Annotated in this window: 21 protein-coding genes and 1 riboswitch; of the genes, 4 read left to right on the top strand and 17 right to left on the bottom strand. The window is 39.6% G+C overall.

Going from position 1 to position 15,454, the window contains the following annotated elements; all coding sequences use genetic code 11:
• From NC797_RS13355 to NC797_RS13295, 13 genes are all read right to left on the bottom strand, one after another.
• A partial coding sequence (locus tag NC797_RS13355) for a transposase (protein WP_272437299.1) occupies window positions 1-148 on the bottom strand: 148 nt, incomplete at its 3' end.
• A 98-nt stretch (window positions 149-246) separates the two neighbouring features.
• Window positions 247-633 (bottom strand): hypothetical protein, encoded by a 387-nt coding sequence (locus tag NC797_RS13350; protein WP_272437294.1) that lies wholly within the window; start codon window positions 631-633, stop codon window positions 247-249.
• Between the two features lie 65 nt (window positions 634-698).
• Window positions 699-2,135, bottom strand: coding sequence for an aldehyde dehydrogenase family protein (locus NC797_RS13345; RefSeq protein ID WP_272437293.1), 1,437 nt, complete (start codon window positions 2,133-2,135; stop codon window positions 699-701).
• Window positions 2,136-2,978: 843 nt separating this feature from the next.
• Window positions 2,979-3,899, bottom strand: a complete 921-nt coding sequence (locus tag NC797_RS13340; RefSeq protein ID WP_272437292.1) for a type II secretion system F family protein — start codon at window positions 3,897-3,899, stop codon at window positions 2,979-2,981.
• A 4-nt stretch (window positions 3,900-3,903) separates the two neighbouring features.
• The gene (locus NC797_RS13335; protein WP_272437291.1) at window positions 3,904-4,875 is read right to left on the bottom strand and encodes a type II secretion system F family protein; all 972 of its coding nucleotides are present in this window, start codon (window positions 4,873-4,875) and stop codon (window positions 3,904-3,906) included.
• Window positions 4,863-6,296, bottom strand: coding sequence for a CpaF family protein (locus NC797_RS13330; protein WP_272437290.1), 1,434 nt, complete (start codon window positions 6,294-6,296; stop codon window positions 4,863-4,865). Before NC797_RS13330 ends, NC797_RS13335 begins: the two co-directional genes overlap by 13 nt.
• On the bottom strand, window positions 6,293-7,120 hold the full coding sequence (locus NC797_RS13325) for an AAA family ATPase (RefSeq protein WP_272437289.1): 828 nt from the start codon (window positions 7,118-7,120) through the stop codon (window positions 6,293-6,295). The genes NC797_RS13330 and NC797_RS13325 overlap by 4 nt, the downstream gene beginning before the upstream one ends.
• Before the next feature lie 23 nt (window positions 7,121-7,143).
• Entirely contained in the window at window positions 7,144-7,812 is a 669-nt protein-coding gene (gene cpaB / locus NC797_RS13320; protein ID WP_272437287.1) for a Flp pilus assembly protein CpaB, read from the bottom strand.
• A gap of 9 nt (window positions 7,813-7,821) precedes the next feature.
• Complete coding sequence (locus tag NC797_RS13315) at window positions 7,822-8,727, bottom strand: Tad domain-containing protein (RefSeq protein ID WP_272437286.1); 906 nt, start codon at window positions 8,725-8,727, stop codon at window positions 7,822-7,824.
• Between the two features lie 9 nt (window positions 8,728-8,736).
• On the bottom strand, window positions 8,737-9,120 hold the full coding sequence (locus NC797_RS13310) for a TadE/TadG family type IV pilus assembly protein (protein ID WP_272437285.1): 384 nt from the start codon (window positions 9,118-9,120) through the stop codon (window positions 8,737-8,739).
• Window positions 9,117-9,632 (bottom strand): A24 family peptidase, encoded by a 516-nt coding sequence (locus NC797_RS13305; RefSeq protein ID WP_272437284.1) that lies wholly within the window; start codon window positions 9,630-9,632, stop codon window positions 9,117-9,119. Before NC797_RS13305 ends, NC797_RS13310 begins: the two co-directional genes overlap by 4 nt.
• A gap of 47 nt (window positions 9,633-9,679) precedes the next feature.
• Entirely contained in the window at window positions 9,680-9,859 is a 180-nt protein-coding gene (locus tag NC797_RS13300; RefSeq protein WP_272437283.1) for a Flp family type IVb pilin, read from the bottom strand.
• Window positions 9,856-10,218: a DUF192 domain-containing protein gene (locus tag NC797_RS13295; protein WP_272437282.1), complete on the bottom strand. Its 363-nt coding sequence runs from the start codon at window positions 10,216-10,218 to the stop codon at window positions 9,856-9,858. The genes NC797_RS13300 and NC797_RS13295 overlap by 4 nt, the downstream gene beginning before the upstream one ends.
• Window positions 10,219-10,320: 102 nt before the next feature.
• Window positions 10,321-10,414: riboswitch (cyclic di-GMP riboswitch) on the bottom strand.
• 620 nt (window positions 10,415-11,034) lie between these two features.
• On the opposite strand from NC797_RS13295, the gene NC797_RS13290 reads away from it, so the two are divergent.
• The 4 genes from NC797_RS13290 to NC797_RS13275 all read left to right on the top strand — a co-directional run bounded on the left by NC797_RS13290 (window position 11,035) and on the right by NC797_RS13275 (window position 13,668).
• The gene (locus tag NC797_RS13290; protein ID WP_272437281.1) at window positions 11,035-11,760 is read left to right on the top strand and encodes an alpha/beta hydrolase; all 726 of its coding nucleotides are present in this window, start codon (window positions 11,035-11,037) and stop codon (window positions 11,758-11,760) included.
• 155 nt (window positions 11,761-11,915) lie between these two features.
• Window positions 11,916-12,431, top strand: coding sequence for a YjcG family protein (locus NC797_RS13285; protein WP_272437280.1), 516 nt, complete (start codon window positions 11,916-11,918; stop codon window positions 12,429-12,431).
• A gap of 8 nt (window positions 12,432-12,439) precedes the next feature.
• A complete protein-coding gene (locus tag NC797_RS13280; protein WP_272437279.1) occupies window positions 12,440-12,862 on the top strand; it encodes a GNAT family N-acetyltransferase in 423 nt (140 codons plus the stop codon).
• 128 nt (window positions 12,863-12,990) lie between these two features.
• On the top strand, window positions 12,991-13,668 hold the full coding sequence (locus NC797_RS13275) for a DUF421 domain-containing protein (RefSeq protein WP_272437278.1): 678 nt from the start codon (window positions 12,991-12,993) through the stop codon (window positions 13,666-13,668).
• Window positions 13,669-13,693: 25 nt separating this feature from the next.
• On the opposite strand, the gene NC797_RS13270 is transcribed toward NC797_RS13275, so the two are convergent.
• From NC797_RS13270 to NC797_RS13255, 4 genes are all read right to left on the bottom strand, one after another.
• Window positions 13,694-14,593: an MBL fold metallo-hydrolase gene (locus NC797_RS13270; protein ID WP_272437277.1), complete on the bottom strand. Its 900-nt coding sequence runs from the start codon at window positions 14,591-14,593 to the stop codon at window positions 13,694-13,696.
• A 22-nt stretch (window positions 14,594-14,615) separates the two neighbouring features.
• On the bottom strand, window positions 14,616-14,888 hold the full coding sequence (locus tag NC797_RS13265) for a hypothetical protein (RefSeq protein ID WP_272437276.1): 273 nt from the start codon (window positions 14,886-14,888) through the stop codon (window positions 14,616-14,618).
• Between the two features lie 72 nt (window positions 14,889-14,960).
• Window positions 14,961-15,176 (bottom strand): hypothetical protein, encoded by a 216-nt coding sequence (locus tag NC797_RS13260; protein ID WP_272437275.1) that lies wholly within the window; start codon window positions 15,174-15,176, stop codon window positions 14,961-14,963.
• Window positions 15,177-15,267: 91 nt separating this feature from the next.
• A complete protein-coding gene (locus NC797_RS13255; protein ID WP_272437274.1) occupies window positions 15,268-15,450 on the bottom strand; it encodes a hypothetical protein in 183 nt (60 codons plus the stop codon).
• Between the last annotated feature and the right edge of the window lie 4 nt (window positions 15,451-15,454).

Below are 15,454 nucleotides of genomic sequence, written 5' to 3'. Positions count from 1 at the left end.
TAATATTGTATTTTTCACTCAAAGATATAAATTTATCTTTAGCATAGTCTGAAATGGGATCATCCATCACTTTCCTTCGATACTTCACGACTAACACAAGATGGTAATACATCAAGAACACTGAATGGTTATTACTGTCTAACTTCATTGTTATATCAGTTCTTTTAATTTATAATACTGATTATACCATATTTAGAAGAAAGAAAAAGCCTTTGGGCTATCGCCCAACCGAAATTCATCTCCCCCTTACCGTTGGGCTACGCCCTTTACACGCTTGAAGAGGGAGACTTCTTTCGGAAGTACGTTAAAAGTATTCATACAATGATAAATTAGTTTTTCCGATAGAAAGCCGTTCCTCCCAGCGATTATCGGGAATCTTGGAAATTGTGTTATAAAGCTCTTTTCTTGTCGGATAAACTTATCTATTGTTACCTGTTGATTTTCTTTTCTATTAACAGAAGCTGATTGTGCATTTATTTCCTCAGCCTCTGGGCTTTTCGGAACCGCTTGTTTAGAAAATAAAGGTTCTATTAACACTGTTTTTTTTGCGTTTTTCACTCCAAAACCGAACCCGTTAACAATAAATCCATGCGTTTTTATTTTTATATGATTTTCTATACAATATTGAAACATACAACATTCGTATGCACCCGCAGAAAAAAGGTACAGACGAATGAACATCTATAAATCTAGCAAGGCTAGAATGTATAGTTCATACTAATGAACTTCCGATGGACCATTTCTCGCATCGCATATTTGACACCTTCATATCCATAACCAGAAGATTTCAATCCACCATATGGCATGTGGTCAAATCGTAATGTAGGCAAATCATTTACTAATACTTGACCGACTTCCAATTCATGCGCAAAATGAAAGCCCTGTGGAAGATCGTAGGTGAACACACCAGCATTTAAGCCGAATTCACTATCATTCATTGCCTCTAACGCCTCTTCCCCGTTTTTAACTGTGTTTATAATGACGACTGGGCCAAACACTTCTTGACAGGAAACTTTTGAATGAGTAGAAACATTTGCTAAAATGGTAGGTTTTACACCGTTTTCTTCTTTTTCTCCACCCGTAATGAGGGTTGCTCCGTCTTGAACCGCTTCGTCAATCCATTCCAGTATGCGCTTCTGTGTTTTTTCATCTATCAAGCCGGACATGTCTGTCGATGGATCATTTGGGTCTCCGTATTTTAATGCCTCCGTAGCTATTTTAAAATGCTCTATAAAAGATTTACTTACAGTCTCATGGACATAAATACGCTGGGTACTAATGCATACCTGGCCATTATATGAAAACGCACCAACTACTGCTTTATTTGCAATTTCCTCTATCTTACTTTCCACGCTTTTATCGATGTATAATGCTGAGTTACTTCCAAGCTCAAGTGTTACTTTTTTCAACCCTGCTTGTGATTTGATAAGCTTACCTACTTGTGGGCTCCCTGTGAACGTAATTTTTTTGACTGCTGGGTGGTCAATGAGTACTTTTCCTAGACGCGGACCATCCCCTGTAATGACTTGATACGCGTTCTCTGGAAGTCCTGCCTCCTGCAACACGTTTGCAAGTAAAATAGAAGATAGTGGCGTTTTTTCTGCTGGCTTTACAATGATCGTATTTCCGACTGCAAGGGCAGGCCCTACCTTGTGTATAACTAGATTTAAAGGAAAGTTAAATGGTGTAATCGCCCCAACTACTCCGATTGGCTGAAAAATCGTATAGGCGTCTCGTCCAGCACCATTTGGCGCCGCATCCATTCGGATTGATTCTCCTTCAAGCTTTCTTGCTTCGATTGCAGCAAATTTTAATGTTTGAATCGTGCGGTCCACTTCACCTTGTGAAAAGGTTATCGGCTTCCCAGACTCTAATGTAATTGTATTGGCAAAGTCTTCTTTTTTGTCTTCGATAAGTTGACTTGTTTTGAAAAGGATGTCGGACCGTTCTGCTGAGGACAGTACCTTCATTTGTTGAAAAGCTTGTTCACTTTTAGCTATGGCAGCTTCCATTTGCTCATTTGTACATTCTGGGATCTCTGTGATTTTTTCTCGAGTGTGAGGATTTATTAATGGATACGTCCCATCTGATGTTTTTGTAAGTTTGTTCATGTAATTTTCTATAGATTGTAACATTGCTTGATCACCTCTCCTATACGTTCTACCCGTTTTGTCTTACTTTTAATCTAAATAATACATGTGAAAATGTCAATAAATTCAGACGACTTACATATCGAAAATGAAAATATAAATAAGGGCCTCTCAGTCCGCTTAGGATTTTTAGCGGACTGAGAGGCCCTTATTTGGCAAAAATTCGTCGGTTTGGTGGGTTTCGCGGACTGAGAGGCCGTTAATTGCCAAAAATCCAGCCTTTAATGGCACTTTTTCTGCGAATAACGGCCTGTGAGTCCGCTTAACCTTGGGAATCAGGCATTTTTCCGAGAATAAGCGCCTCTCAGTCCGCTTAGGATTTTTAGCGGTCTCACAGGCCCTTATTTGGCAACAATTCGTCGGTTTGGTGACTTTAGCGGACTGAGAGGCCGTTAATTGCCAAAAATCCAGCCTTTAATGGCACTTTTTCTGCGAATAACGGCCTGTGAGTCCGCTTAACCTTGGGAATCAGGCATTTTTCCGAGAATAAGGGCCTCTCAGTCCGCTCAGGATTTTTAGCGGTCTCACAGGCCCTTATTTGGCAACAATTCGTCGGTTTGGTGGGTTTCGCGGACTGAGAGGCCCTTAATTGCCGAAAACCCAGCCTTAAAAAGCCCATTCACTGCGAATAACGGTCTGTGAGTCCGCTTAACCTTGGGAATCGAGCATTTTTCCAAGAATAAGCGCCTCTCAGTCCGCTTAGGATTTTTAGCGGTCTCACAGGCCAACAATTCGTTGGTTTGGTGGCTTTAGCGGACTGAGAGGACGCTATTTGCTTTATAGCCAGCCGTTTACAGAACAGTGGGCACTATCAGCCCGACTTGTGTTTTAAAATGTTTGCATCATTCGGATCACAGCTGGTCCAAGTAAAACGACGAAAATACATGGGAAGATAAAAAACACAAGGGGAAACAGCATTTTGATTGGTGCTTTCATTGCTGCTTCTTCGGCGCGTTGCTTTCGCCTTTGTCGAACTTCATTGGATTGAACTCGAAGTATTTGCACCATTCCGATCCCCAACTGTTCCGCTTGCAGAATACTGCCAATCAGTGATTTAATATCGTCCAATATCAAACGGTCTCTGACTCCTGATAATGCTTCTCTCCTCGTTTTCCCGAGGCGCATTTCCTCTAGGCATCGTTGGAATTCCGTCGCTAACACACCATTTTTTTTGGCAACGACTTTACTTAGTGCTGAATCAAACCCTAATCCTGCTTCAATACTAACGGTGACGAGGTCGAGAAAATCGGGTAGTTCTCTTAATGCTTGTTTATTTCTTGTAGCAGTTTTTTGCTTCAGGTAAAAAGCAGGAATGTATACAGCTAACAGAATACCCAAAAAAAGTAAGATAAAAATGATCCCAGCAGACTGATTTAGAATATACCCGTATAAACCGAATAGGAATGGAAATATAATGATCAAAGCCAATTTTACAATTTGGAATTCCACCTGTGTCATGCCCATTGGATTTCCAGCCTGAAGAAGCTTGTTTTCAAGTTTTTCCTTTTTCTCGCTAGATAACTTTCGTTGCAGCTTCTTTTTCATCATGTTCCATATTGGATCCATCATTCGTTTGGAAAAAGAGAGCTTTTCGACGGAGTCAATGGCTGTTTCGGTTTCTAGGTTTGGATCGATTTGATGAAAGACGGTAGAAAGCCGCTTCTCGATGTGTTTCTTTTTTTCTTTACGAGTAACTACCAATCCATAGACAAGCAATAGTACCGTTAATGTATAAAAAAGGACAACCATTAGGCTACACCTCGATCGTCGTTAATTTTCGAATCAACAAGAATCCAATGATACTTGAAATACTGGCAATGACAACAAGTACAATTCCAATTGGATGGGTAAAAAGAACACCAATATATTCTGGTTCGATTAAATAAAGGAACAAACCTAATAGAACTGGTAACAGGCCGATGATTACACCTGACAGCCTACCTTGTGCTGTTAAAGTGCTTATTTGACCTTGAATTTTAATTCGATCCCTAATGGTGGTAATAATTGTTTCTAACACTGTCGCAAGATTTCCACCGACTTGACGTTGGATGATAATTGCTTGAATCATGATGTCCAAATCATCGCTTGGCATTCGATCATTTAATCGTTTTAGTGCGTCTTCTACATTTGTTCCGTATTGCATTTCGCGTAAAACTGTTTCAATTTCTTCTTTTATCGGTGACTGTGCTTCTTCTACGACAGACTTTAGTGCTTGGGGGAAACTAAAGCCAGCTCGTAATGCCCCAACGATTGTCGTAATCATTTCTGGTAGCCCATCATTAAATTTTTCTAGGCGTTCCTTTTGTTTCTTATGAAGAAGGAGCTTCGGAATGTTAAAACCGATTATTGCACCTATAGGAAATAGAAGGATATTCCCAATAATTAAATAGGATATACCTGCACCTAAAAAGGTGGCAATCCATTGGAACATAATATATTCTTCTGGCTTTAATGGAACTCCAGCCCGATGAATCATGAGAGCCAATTTCTCGTTTTTGTCTTTTGTTAAAAGTTTTCGCACGTTCTGTTTTGTTAAATTCAGGTCGATCGAAAGTCGTGGCTTTTGTTTATTTTGTGCTGTTTCATTGTTCGTTTTTGTAAAATAACGTTCCTTTCGTTGCTGGATCCTTTTATCTTTAAAGAAAAACAGCTTTAACATACTCCAAAACAAGAAGGAAGCAGAAAAGAAAACCATCACAATTACGAATGTTTTCAAGCTTCCCACTCCCCTTCATTGATAAAGACATTCGGAGGTATGGTTATTCCAGAATTTTCTAGTTGATCATAAAATTTCGGCCTTACGCCTGTTGGAACTAATCTTCCAGCAATTTTCCCATTTTCTTTGATGCCTTCTTGAACAAAGGTGAAAATGTCTTGGAGTACGATAATATCGCCTTCAAGCCCTTGAACTTCTGTGATTTTTACAATTTTACGGGTGCCATCCTTTAATCTAGATTGCTGGATGATAACATCAATTGCACCTGCTATCTGTTCTCTAATTGCTTTTACGGGAAGCTCTACACCTGCAAATAAAACCATCGTCTCTAAACGCGCGATCATATCTCTTGGACTATTGGAGTGTCCTGTTGCCAATGAGCCGTCATGTCCAGTGTTCATTGCTTGCAACATGTCGAGTGCCTCTGCACCACGTACTTCTCCTATGACAACCCTGTCTGGACGCATCCGCAATGAATTTCGAACTAAATCACGGATCGAAATGCCACCTTTTCCTTCAATGTTTGGTGGGCGTGATTCTAGCGATACGACATGTTCCTGACCAAGCTGTAACTCTGCTGCATCTTCAATCGTTACGATACGCTCATCATTTGGAATGAAATTGGATAATACGTTTAATGTTGTTGTTTTACCAGATCCTGTTCCACCGCTAACAAAAATATTTAACCTTGCCTTTACACATGCATCTAAGAAAGTGGCCATTTCTTGTGTTAACGTTTTGAAGTGAATAAGATCGTCTATCACAAAGGGATCCTTGGCGAATTTACGAATGGTTATCGTTGGTCCATTTAGCGCTAGTGGGGGAATAATTGCGTTTACACGTGAGCCATCGGGTAATCTAGCGTCTACCATTGGGCTGCTCTCATCTATTCTTCTCCCGATCGGTGCAACGATTTTTTCAATCACATGCAGGACATGTTCATTATCACGAAACGAAATATTCGTTAACTCTAGCCTTCCTTTCCGCTCACAATACACTTGATTAGGACCATTTACCATTACCTCCGAGACATCCTCATCTAATAGTAGTGGGTTGATTGGTCCAAAACCTGTCAGGTCGTTCATAATCTCTTCGACAACCTTTTTGCGGTCGATACTCCCCTTGAACTGATCGTTTTCTTTAATAATATCAATTGCCATTTCATCAATTTTCGGAATAATAGCGTCGATGTCGTCCGTTTCCTTTAACTCTTGTAAAATTTGGTTGTGCAATATTCTTTTTAGTTCTCTGTATTTGTTTTGTTTTTCTGTTTGCTCTGACGACTTTTGATTGAATTTTTTCTGCCCCTCTTGTACGACAACAGTTCTACCCGACGAATTTTGCTGCTGATCCTGTGGTCGTGGCTGTTGCTTGTGTATCTCTTGAACTGTTTGGGGGTTTTTGTCTTTTATACGGTTTAGTAAACTCATACGCCATCCGCCCCTTTACTCATACCAAGCCAACGTTTTGGACGTTTTTTCTTTTTCGTTGATTTCTTGGTTTGGTCTGATGTTAACTGCTCCGTCATTTTAAAAATAGCCTTGGATAAGTCTGAATGTCCTTGGCTAATAACGAATGGAATGCCTAAGTTTAAGGATTGGGAGGCTAATTTGAAATTGTTCGGAATATAACTAATCGGCTGCTCATCCAGCATTTCTGTAATATCCTCTGCTTTTATTAGGCTATCCATATTGAATCGATTGACGATGAGTCGTACTTTATGTCGAATACCAAGCTGATCAAACGTTCCAAGTAATAGTTTCGTGTTTTTTAATGCGGTCATTTCTAAATTGGTCACAATGAGAATGTCATCTGCTCGTTCTATTATTTCTAGGGTTTGATCGTGAATGCCCACACCAGTATCAATTACTACATAATCATACTGGTTTTTAAAAAGTTCCATTACCTTAATCAATCGATCATTTGTTACTAACTCTGCATATTCTGGCCGTTCAGGGGTGGCCAATACATCCACCCCTGAAGAATGGGTTGTCATGTAATGCCGAATGGATTCTTTATCGATTTCATTTTCACTCATTTCTTCCATGACATCTTTTATCGTGAACGATGGCTGGAGATCCATTGCAAGGCTTACATCACCAAACTGGAAGTTGCCATCGAGAATAGTAGTGTTTAGATTTTTTTTATTTAATGCTACTGCCAGATTGACAGAAAGAAGTGTTTTTCCAATACCGCCTTTTGCACTACATACAGCAACAATTCTGCCTTCATTGATTTGTTTTTCCTCGACCACAGAACTCCCACCCTTACTACATGTTACTTATTTGTTTGGTCAACGCCCGAATGCAACGTGAAATGAACTTTTCCCTTTTCAGAAGCATTCACAAGTTCTTTTGCATCGTCTTGCTTTAATTCGACTGTAATTGAATTGTATTCGCTAAACGCTTCCTCACTCGATGTTGGGGGGGTCATACTTTGTCCAATCGCCAGCACGCGAACGTTTGATAGGATTTGTTTCGTTTGTCCTACAGAACCGTCCTTTAAAAGTTCTGTGTACATAATATCAACAAAATCTTCTGGTTCAATTAAGTTGGAAACAGACTGTACTGCATTTACGCCAACAGACACTGCTCGAAAGCCTGGTTTTATTTTATTTGAAACGATTCGTTTTTCATCCACTTGAGTCTGAAGTCGATGTGACAGGAGTATTTCCCCTTTCACAATCCTTCCTGTTGCAAATCTTCCTTCTGCTTCTTTTTTATTTTTGACCGCTTGAGGATGTACCTCATTCTCAGAAACTTCGACCGTCTCAAGCATGTCATTTGTTATCGTTGTGTTTTGTTCGATGTCTTCCGTTGCTCTTACGACTTGCACCATATTTTTCTTCACTTCTGCTTTGCCTTCATCGTTTAAATATGTAAAGAGTAAAACAGTCGTCAATCCACCCATCGCCAATGCCAGGATGAAGATTACGCTAGCTCGCATTTTTTCCACCTACTTTACTAATCTAATGCTATATGCACCGCGATTGACGGCGTTCGGATCGTCAAATCCTGTTCCAGTTCTTTCTAAAAAAATCCCCTTAATAGATGTATCATTTTGACTCATCGGTTCGGTTATATAAAAATAAGCGAACCCAGTAATTTCCACCTGTTTCATTTGATTCTGATCATAGCTGTAAGGCTTATATACAGGAATTAATAGAATCCTTGGACAGTCTCGTTCATCTTGGCTACTACATGTTTGTACTAAATCATTTATGACAGAAACTGTTTTACCAGCAATGTTTCCTGTTTGCGTGTCTACAATTTCACCAACCTGAAGGGGATCTTGATAGCCATTCGCCAGATTATACTCATATGTTTTGGCTCCAGGTCCTTGTAATGCTAGAATTCCGAAGTTCCCTGTATCGACATCTGAGGAATCCACTTTCAGCTGGTATTCTTCCCCATATACCAATGAAACAGATTCTGGGATACCGAGTGGTGCGGCACCTTTGGCTTTGCCCATTACGCCTAATTGGGCTGCCGCATGTGCAGTTACATTCACTGTTTCGATTCCAAATAACTTGGAAAATGCAAGTGGAACTTTTTTCCCTAAGTCGATTTCTACTTTATCGTTTAAATTAATAAATACACCGTCTAGCGCATCGGCTTCATCATGCTTCATTAAAATTTGATCAATAATTGCTTGAACGTTGCTCTCACTATCTGTAGTTAATGCTTGCGCCCCTGATAATGCGGAGGCATTTGCGACTTTTTGTAGTTCAGTTTTCGTCAAATAAAGTGTTCCACCATCAATCACTAGCCCTGCCATTGTTAATAACCCGATAAAGGATAAAGATACAAGGACAAGTACATTGCCGTTTTCATTTTTAAACAGGCTCCATAGCTTTTTCATGTTTATCCCTCACTCTACTCGGATCGTCGAATCGACTCGTAATAAAATTGGATCTGGAAGAAAGGTGCCGATCAGTGGTGTAATCGGTTGGATCGGATAGGATAACGTGACGGTTATGTAATCACCTGAGGCTCTGGTATCTTGAGTAGGATCGATGTTCACCTTAAGCATGGCGGAATCACCAGCATTAAATTCATCATAGGCGAATTGGGTGATTTCTTCATCGGTTCCGCCTAATCCACCGATTCGAACTGTTTCCTGACCAGTGAATTGAAGGTTGGTATACGTATATAAGGTTCTCCCTAAATCAAACACGCCTAGTAATACAAATAATAGGACGGGTATGATTAATGTCATTTCCACTAAAGATTGCCCTTTTTCATTCCGAATCATAATGGTACAACTCCATTAAAGAACAGGCTTGCAATAGCTCCACCGGCAATTGCCACACCGTATGGATAAGTCGTTTGCAGTCCTTCTTTAAAAGGCAAGAAAGAAGGTTTGATTCCATATCTGATACCACATAAGAGATAGGCCATTTGCTTCAAACGGCCAGAAAGACCGATGCGGAAAAATAATACAAGTAAACCGACAATTGCGCCAATTACAGCCATGTATATCGCTGTCGCAAAAACAAAAGAAGTACCTTGAAAGGCTCCAATTAATGCTAATAACTTGACATCCCCAGCGCCCATGCCGCCCATCAGATATGGAATCAATAAAATTGCAAAACCAGTGAGAAATCCTAATAGGCTTGTCGTAACGCCAGTCCAGCCAAAAAGAATTCCGTTCAAAATAATGCCAAGAAGCAATGATGGAAAGATGACTTTGTTGTAAATTTTGCGACTTTTTACATCGGTAATCACACAAATAATTAATATGGAAAGTAATAATGCCGTTAACATACCATCATTGCCTCCTTTGCCAAAGTTTACTTCAGTTAACGTACACTTTATGCAGCAGTGGTTCCAGTTAACTTATCAATCACTTTTTGGAATTGATCTTTGATCGTGTCACCAAGTGTAATGATAATTGTTACAACACCAACTGCAATAACGCCTAACACTAACGCGTACTCTGTCATACCTTGTCCTTGCTCTTCTGTGAATAATCCTTTTAGCTTGTTCATCATACTTTTCCCTCTCCCTTATAACTAAATTTTAATTGATCACCAATTTCCAATTTGGTTTTCTGCGCTGTACCTGCGGATAGTTCAACAACTGATACTACATGTTTGTACCGTCGCCCTAGCTTACCTGGCTCCAATTGATGATCTACTGCAACAACAACATGTTGTTGATCCAGATAAACAACATCAATGGCGTAGTTCATAAAAAAGGTGTGTACGGATGGGCAGGGATTTATGTGTAAACCAGTGCCTGAGTGCAGTTGTCTTGTAAACATTAAACCTTTTAATCTACTAAAAAAGGTGTAGGCACACGCCATTTCGACTGCGATTTTGCGATCCTTGCTCAGGTTTACTAGCTGCAATGCTCCACCTCCCATACAAACAAATAATCCCCGCCTTTACCGAAAGGGGGGTTCATCATGGCATCGTTCTTTTAATAGAAGAAAACGATGCCTCCCTGATCTTTCGGTAACTGGCTGGCATTGTGTGTTGTATATCCACACTTTAGCCCCTCTAGCTTTGCGTCGCTGGTTTTCACCAGGTTTGCCTTTGTCGAGATTCAGTATATATAGATATGCGTGTTCATCTTTGAACAACGTCCATCTAATAGACTTTTTCCGACTGATCTCTTAGCACTATCATATAACACTACAAATAATCACGTAATCCGCCAAAATACCCGTTTTTTTTTCGTTGTCAATCACTCTCACCTTAAGATTATTGTTTTAATTTTCTAAAATATACGATTTCCCTAGTTACATTTATCTATCAAACAGAAAAAATTAGTCCAAAAGTACGGTTTTGTAGTGCTTTATACTCAATTGGGCATTATGATTTATTCGGTTAACTTTATTAGAGGTTGTTCAAAAAATCACCAAATGATAAGCTACGCATCTCGGGCCCACACGATGTGGGTCATGCAGGCGTTGCCACAGGACGTGGCGGTCTTAGCCTGTATTCCTTAAATGGCTCGTTCTTCCGGTCCTCATGTAGGGAAAGCCTACACTGCGGTCCTCAGAAGCATCGCCGCCTCGATCTGCTTGCTTCTAATTTGCCGACTTTATGAACACGCACTATTAGAGGTTGTTCAAAAAATGTTTGAGTGCTTACTTCAACGTTTACCTTTCTTTTATGATAAACTGTTGGGTAAGAGCAATGATGTAAAAGAGGTGTAACAGATGAGACGTAAGGGTACTATGAAAGAGAAAGAAATCGAAAGCGCCTATCTTCAGGAGAGGATAACGATTCGTTGGTATGAACCTGAATCCTTTTCCGATTTATATAAATATCATATCTGTATCATGCAGGATGGAAATGATTATTACCAGCTTGGCCGAGTCGCTACATTCAGTGATCAACTGCATCAGGAAGACGAGATACACCATACTGTTTTTGTTGGGATCCATTACAAAGATAGGTATGATCGCAAAGACAAATATCATCCAGATGGAGTGAAACAATCCAATTATATGCACTTTCTTGTGAAGGAGGTTGTACCTTTTTTAGATGACGTTCTACCTACTTATCAAGTTGGAGGTAGTCGTGCATTAATGGGGGATTCACTCGGTGGTACGGTTGCACTTATGACCGCATTAAAATATCCGAATACTTTTGGAAAGGTGATCATGCAGTCCCCTTACGTTGATGACAAGGTACTTGCTTCGGTGGAAAATGCGAATCCAATTTACTCTCTTGATATATACCATACAATTGGAACAGAGGAAACAGAGGTCGAAACTACAGGGGGAAACATTCAGGATTTCCTTGCCCCAAACCGTACCTTACACGAACTTCTGATACAGCATCATCAATTTGATTATCGTTATCATGAGCTAGAAGGAAATCACACGTGGAAATTTTGGCAAAAGGATTTAAAACGTGCCCTTTCGACTATGTTTGGATAAGGATTCGCTATTACGTATTTTGTAACCATTTGCTATAATAAATAAAAAGCTTCATGAAAAAACATGGGATGAGTGTATCAATGCGGGCAACGAGCAAATTGATTATGAACTACACTTATAAACGCACTACATTCAGATTTTAGGAGGGATTTCCAATGAAATATGGCATTGCTATTTTTCCGTCAAAAAAAATTCAAGACGAGGCTAATTCTTATCGAAAGCGTTACGATCCACATTATGCTCTAATACCACCACACATCACCTTAAAGGAATCTTTTCAGGCAGATGATGATTCCATTCATGAGATCGTTACAGAACTGAGACAAATTGCGAATCAAACGAACCCATTCCCACTTAGCATTCATAAAGTGAGCTCTTTTTCTCCTGTAACGAATACCATCTACTTAAAAGTGGAACCTGTTGAAGAATTGATGCACTTAAATAAAAGACTCCACCAGGGTTCTAAGATTCCAGATACGCAAACCTATGCGTACATCCCACATATCACGATTGCACAAAAGCTGTCCGATGATGAATATTCCGATGTATTTGGAAGCTTGAAAATGAGAGACTTCAATATGGAGGAAACGGTTGATCGATTCCAACTACTTTATCAGCTAGAAAATGGTTCTTGGACCGTATATGAAACGTTCCGATTTGGGAAGGAGTGAGAACGATCGTGGAAGTGAAGATTGTAGAAACCGAAGCAGAATTAGACCAAGCATACACTGTAAGAACGATCGTGTTTGTTGAAGAACAGAACGTTGACCCAGCCATCGAAATGGACGAACACGAAAAGGCTTCCACCCACTTTATTGGCTATGAAAATGACGAACCTATTGCTGCAAGTCGACTACGCTTTATGGATGACTACGGAAAACTTGAGCGTATTTGTGTTCTTCAGCCTTTTCGCGGACGTACATTTGGGAAGCAAATCATAAATGAAATGGAACAAAGCATAAAGAATAAAGGATACAAAAAAGCAAAACTAAATGCCCAAACACATGCAGAAGAATTTTATAAGGCGCTTGGTTATCGTACGATTTCAGACGAATTTTTAGACGCAGGAATTCCGCATGTTACCATGATTAAGGAACTTTAACATAGTTTTTTATACCAACCTAACATTGACCATCTGTTAAAACAGGTCAATGTTAGGTTTTTGTTGTATGAAATCAACTCAGCTTGTCTATCCTATTTTAGTGTAGTTTAAATAGGAGGATGACCGAAATGGGTAACACTGGACTTATTATTACGGAAACCTTATTTGGCTTTGTTGCATTATTTGCTATTACAAAAGTACTTGGAAAAACGCAAATTTCTCAACTCACCGCGTTTGATTTTATTTCGGCTTTGATTATGGGTGAATTAGTAGGGAATGCCTTGTTTGATGATCAATATGGCCTTTACGAAATGGCACTGGCGATATTTTTATGGGGAGGTCTGCTATACCTATCAGAAGTTATAACACAAAAATTCAAGCGTTCCCGCTCCCTATTGGAAGGTATTCCTTCGATCGTTATTCATAAAGGAAAGATTAAGTATAATGAAATGAAAAAAGCGAAACTTGATCTAAATGAGCTGCAACATTTGTTACGATCCAAAGGAGCTTTCTCAATAAAAGAAGTGGAGTATGCCGTTTTAGAAACAGATGGAACAATATCAATTTTAAAAAAATCACTGGAACAAGCACCGACACGAAAGGACTTTCAATTACCACAAGAGGTTGTGTCAATGCCACTTGCTTTAATATTGGACGGTGAATTGGTAAAAGATAACTTGAAGGAAGCAAAACGCGATGAAGCATGGCTACACCAACAGCTTCAAGCACAGAGTATAGAAGCAGTTAAAGATGTCCTATATGCTGAATGGAAAGAAGGAGAACCACTGTATGTTTTAACATACTAGGTTCTCCTTTCGGGTCGGAACTACTTTATGAGGATGGACGAAATAGCCAACGACCCATTTCAATAGAATAGCTGATCTTATCCTGTTTGATTAAACCAATCAGATATCCAGTAATTGCTGTACGAATTAAGAGCCATTGGGAGAGTTTAGGTGTATCCACGCCAAAATGCTGGCACATTTCAGATACAATTGTCTCGTGTGTGATTCCCTTTTGTTGTTCTCCAATTTTTTGTTCCAGCCAGTCCAATAATGCTTGATGGTAATGTATGTTTTTATCTACTGTCACACAGAATTCCTCTTCAAACGTTCCGTGGCCTGGAAAAGCACCTTTGCAGTTTATTTTTTTTATTTTCTCCAGACTTCCTAACGTTTGAAATGCATCCGTAATGAATGGGATTTTGTGTTTCTTCAATTGATCCGCAGCAAAATAACTGTCTCCAGCAAATAAAATATCATCGACTACGATACCAAGCTGATAATAACTGTGGCCTGGGAGATGGTGAGCTGTGAAAGCAAAGCTCCCGATTTGAGTGCTTCCTTCCTTAATTGTTTGATCGATTGTGATCGATTTTCCTTCCAGAAATTTGTTGCGAAGTTCCGGTAGAGGATCATTGCCTCCAAATAGGTATAATGGTTCAAGCATTGGATTGCGCAATATGGCTTCCTCTAAAACGGGAGCAATCGTATGTACAGAATATTTCTGATGTAAATGGTCGGCCCCGCCGTAATGGTCGGCATGTGCATGTGTAATAAAAAGATGGGTTATTGGAAATGCCTTTTTTTCTAAAACCTTTAGCACCTTTTTCATGGTGGATGCATCGATACCAGCATCGACTAACATTCCTTCTTCTCCATGGTGAATGTACCCAATGTTGACAGGGCCGTCAAAATAATAACAGGTACTCGTTAATTTGCGAAATTCCATATTCTCTACTCCTTAGATTTTTTTATATTGTTTCGCTAAAGTACCTGCCTTTTCCTGTTAAATCTGCATATATTTTTTCTCTTGCCTGACTTGCATGTATTTCTTGTGGTGCATAAAGGGTTTGTTTCATTGGTGGGATGTTGGGATCTTGTCGATTCGAAAGCCGTTCTTTTTTTTGTGGATTGTGCCGCAATTTCTGGATCTCATCCACATAAAAAGGACCCTTTTCTTTTATGGTAAGCCGTTCGTGGTAATCTTTATATCCATATTCTTGAGTCGGAAGGATGTACCCCATTAGCATTCCCCCTAGAACATAATGAACTATTTACCTAACTATACCCGAAACGGGGAAAATTATGCACATATTTTAATCCTCATCCATCTTTTTTTCAAAATTTTTAAAAGATTGCTCCATATCTTGTATTCCTTGTTCAAAGTTTTTGTTCCAATCATTCATTTCTTTTTCAAAGTTCTGCTTCTTTTGTTCTGGTGATTGGAACCATTTTTCATTTTTTGCTAAATGTTTTTCAATGGCCTTGATGTGTTTCATCCACCTGGGATCACCTGGTTTATTTTTACTCATCGATCACTCTGCCTTCCTATTTAAACCTAGAATTCATGAATGCTTGAAAAAATAGGCAGCAAATACTTGCTACCTATTTTTTCATAACGTATTATACCTCATCAGGGCTTTCTTCCCCAATTTCTTCTGATGATTCCTCTTCGCTAAGCGGCTCTCTGCCAGGCCTTCCGTACGGACCTAATGGACGAAGCGGACGTGGTGGCTCGATCCGAACATGATCTGCTTTTATCACTAAGTCCTTCACATGAATAACCTTTTTCTTCTTTTCAGACATACTC

The organism is Terrihalobacillus insolitus, from assembly GCF_028416575.1.
GTDB classification, from domain to species: domain Bacteria; phylum Bacillota; class Bacilli; order Bacillales; family Amphibacillaceae; genus Terrihalobacillus; species Terrihalobacillus insolitus.
Note: the sequence above shows the minus strand (reverse complement) of the source record. Positions and strands in the feature narration are given on the sequence as shown.

Coding starts and splice junctions, on each gene's coding strand:
- NC797_RS13350 (WP_272437294.1), bottom strand. CDS start 633: ATGTTTCAATATTGTATAGAAAATCATATAAAAATAAAAACGCATGGA.
- NC797_RS13345 (WP_272437293.1), bottom strand. CDS start 2,135: ATGTTACAATCTATAGAAAATTACATGAACAAACTTACAAAAACATCA.
- NC797_RS13340 (WP_272437292.1), bottom strand. CDS start 3,899: ATGGTTGTCCTTTTTTATACATTAACGGTACTATTGCTTGTCTATGGA.
- NC797_RS13330 (WP_272437290.1), bottom strand. CDS start 6,296: ATGAGTTTACTAAACCGTATAAAAGACAAAAACCCCCAAACAGTTCAA.
- cpaB (WP_272437287.1), bottom strand. CDS start 7,812: ATGCGAGCTAGCGTAATCTTCATCCTGGCATTGGCGATGGGTGGATTG.
- NC797_RS13315 (WP_272437286.1), bottom strand. CDS start 8,727: ATGAAAAAGCTATGGAGCCTGTTTAAAAATGAAAACGGCAATGTACTT.
- NC797_RS13310 (WP_272437285.1), bottom strand. CDS start 9,120: ATGATTCGGAATGAAAAAGGGCAATCTTTAGTGGAAATGACATTAATC.
- NC797_RS13305 (WP_272437284.1), bottom strand. CDS start 9,632: ATGTTAACGGCATTATTACTTTCCATATTAATTATTTGTGTGATTACC.
- NC797_RS13300 (WP_272437283.1), bottom strand. CDS start 9,859: ATGATGAACAAGCTAAAAGGATTATTCACAGAAGAGCAAGGACAAGGT.
- NC797_RS13290 (WP_272437281.1), top strand. CDS start 11,035: ATGAGACGTAAGGGTACTATGAAAGAGAAAGAAATCGAAAGCGCCTAT.
- NC797_RS13285 (WP_272437280.1), top strand. CDS start 11,916: ATGAAATATGGCATTGCTATTTTTCCGTCAAAAAAAATTCAAGACGAG.
- NC797_RS13275 (WP_272437278.1), top strand. CDS start 12,991: ATGGGTAACACTGGACTTATTATTACGGAAACCTTATTTGGCTTTGTT.
- NC797_RS13270 (WP_272437277.1), bottom strand. CDS start 14,593: ATGGAATTTCGCAAATTAACGAGTACCTGTTATTATTTTGACGGCCCT.
- NC797_RS13265 (WP_272437276.1), bottom strand. CDS start 14,888: ATGGGGTACATCCTTCCGACTCAAGAATATGGATATAAAGATTACCAC.
- NC797_RS13260 (WP_272437275.1), bottom strand. CDS start 15,176: ATGAGTAAAAATAAACCAGGTGATCCCAGGTGGATGAAACACATCAAG.
- NC797_RS13255 (WP_272437274.1), bottom strand. CDS start 15,450: ATGTCTGAAAAGAAGAAAAAGGTTATTCATGTGAAGGACTTAGTGATA.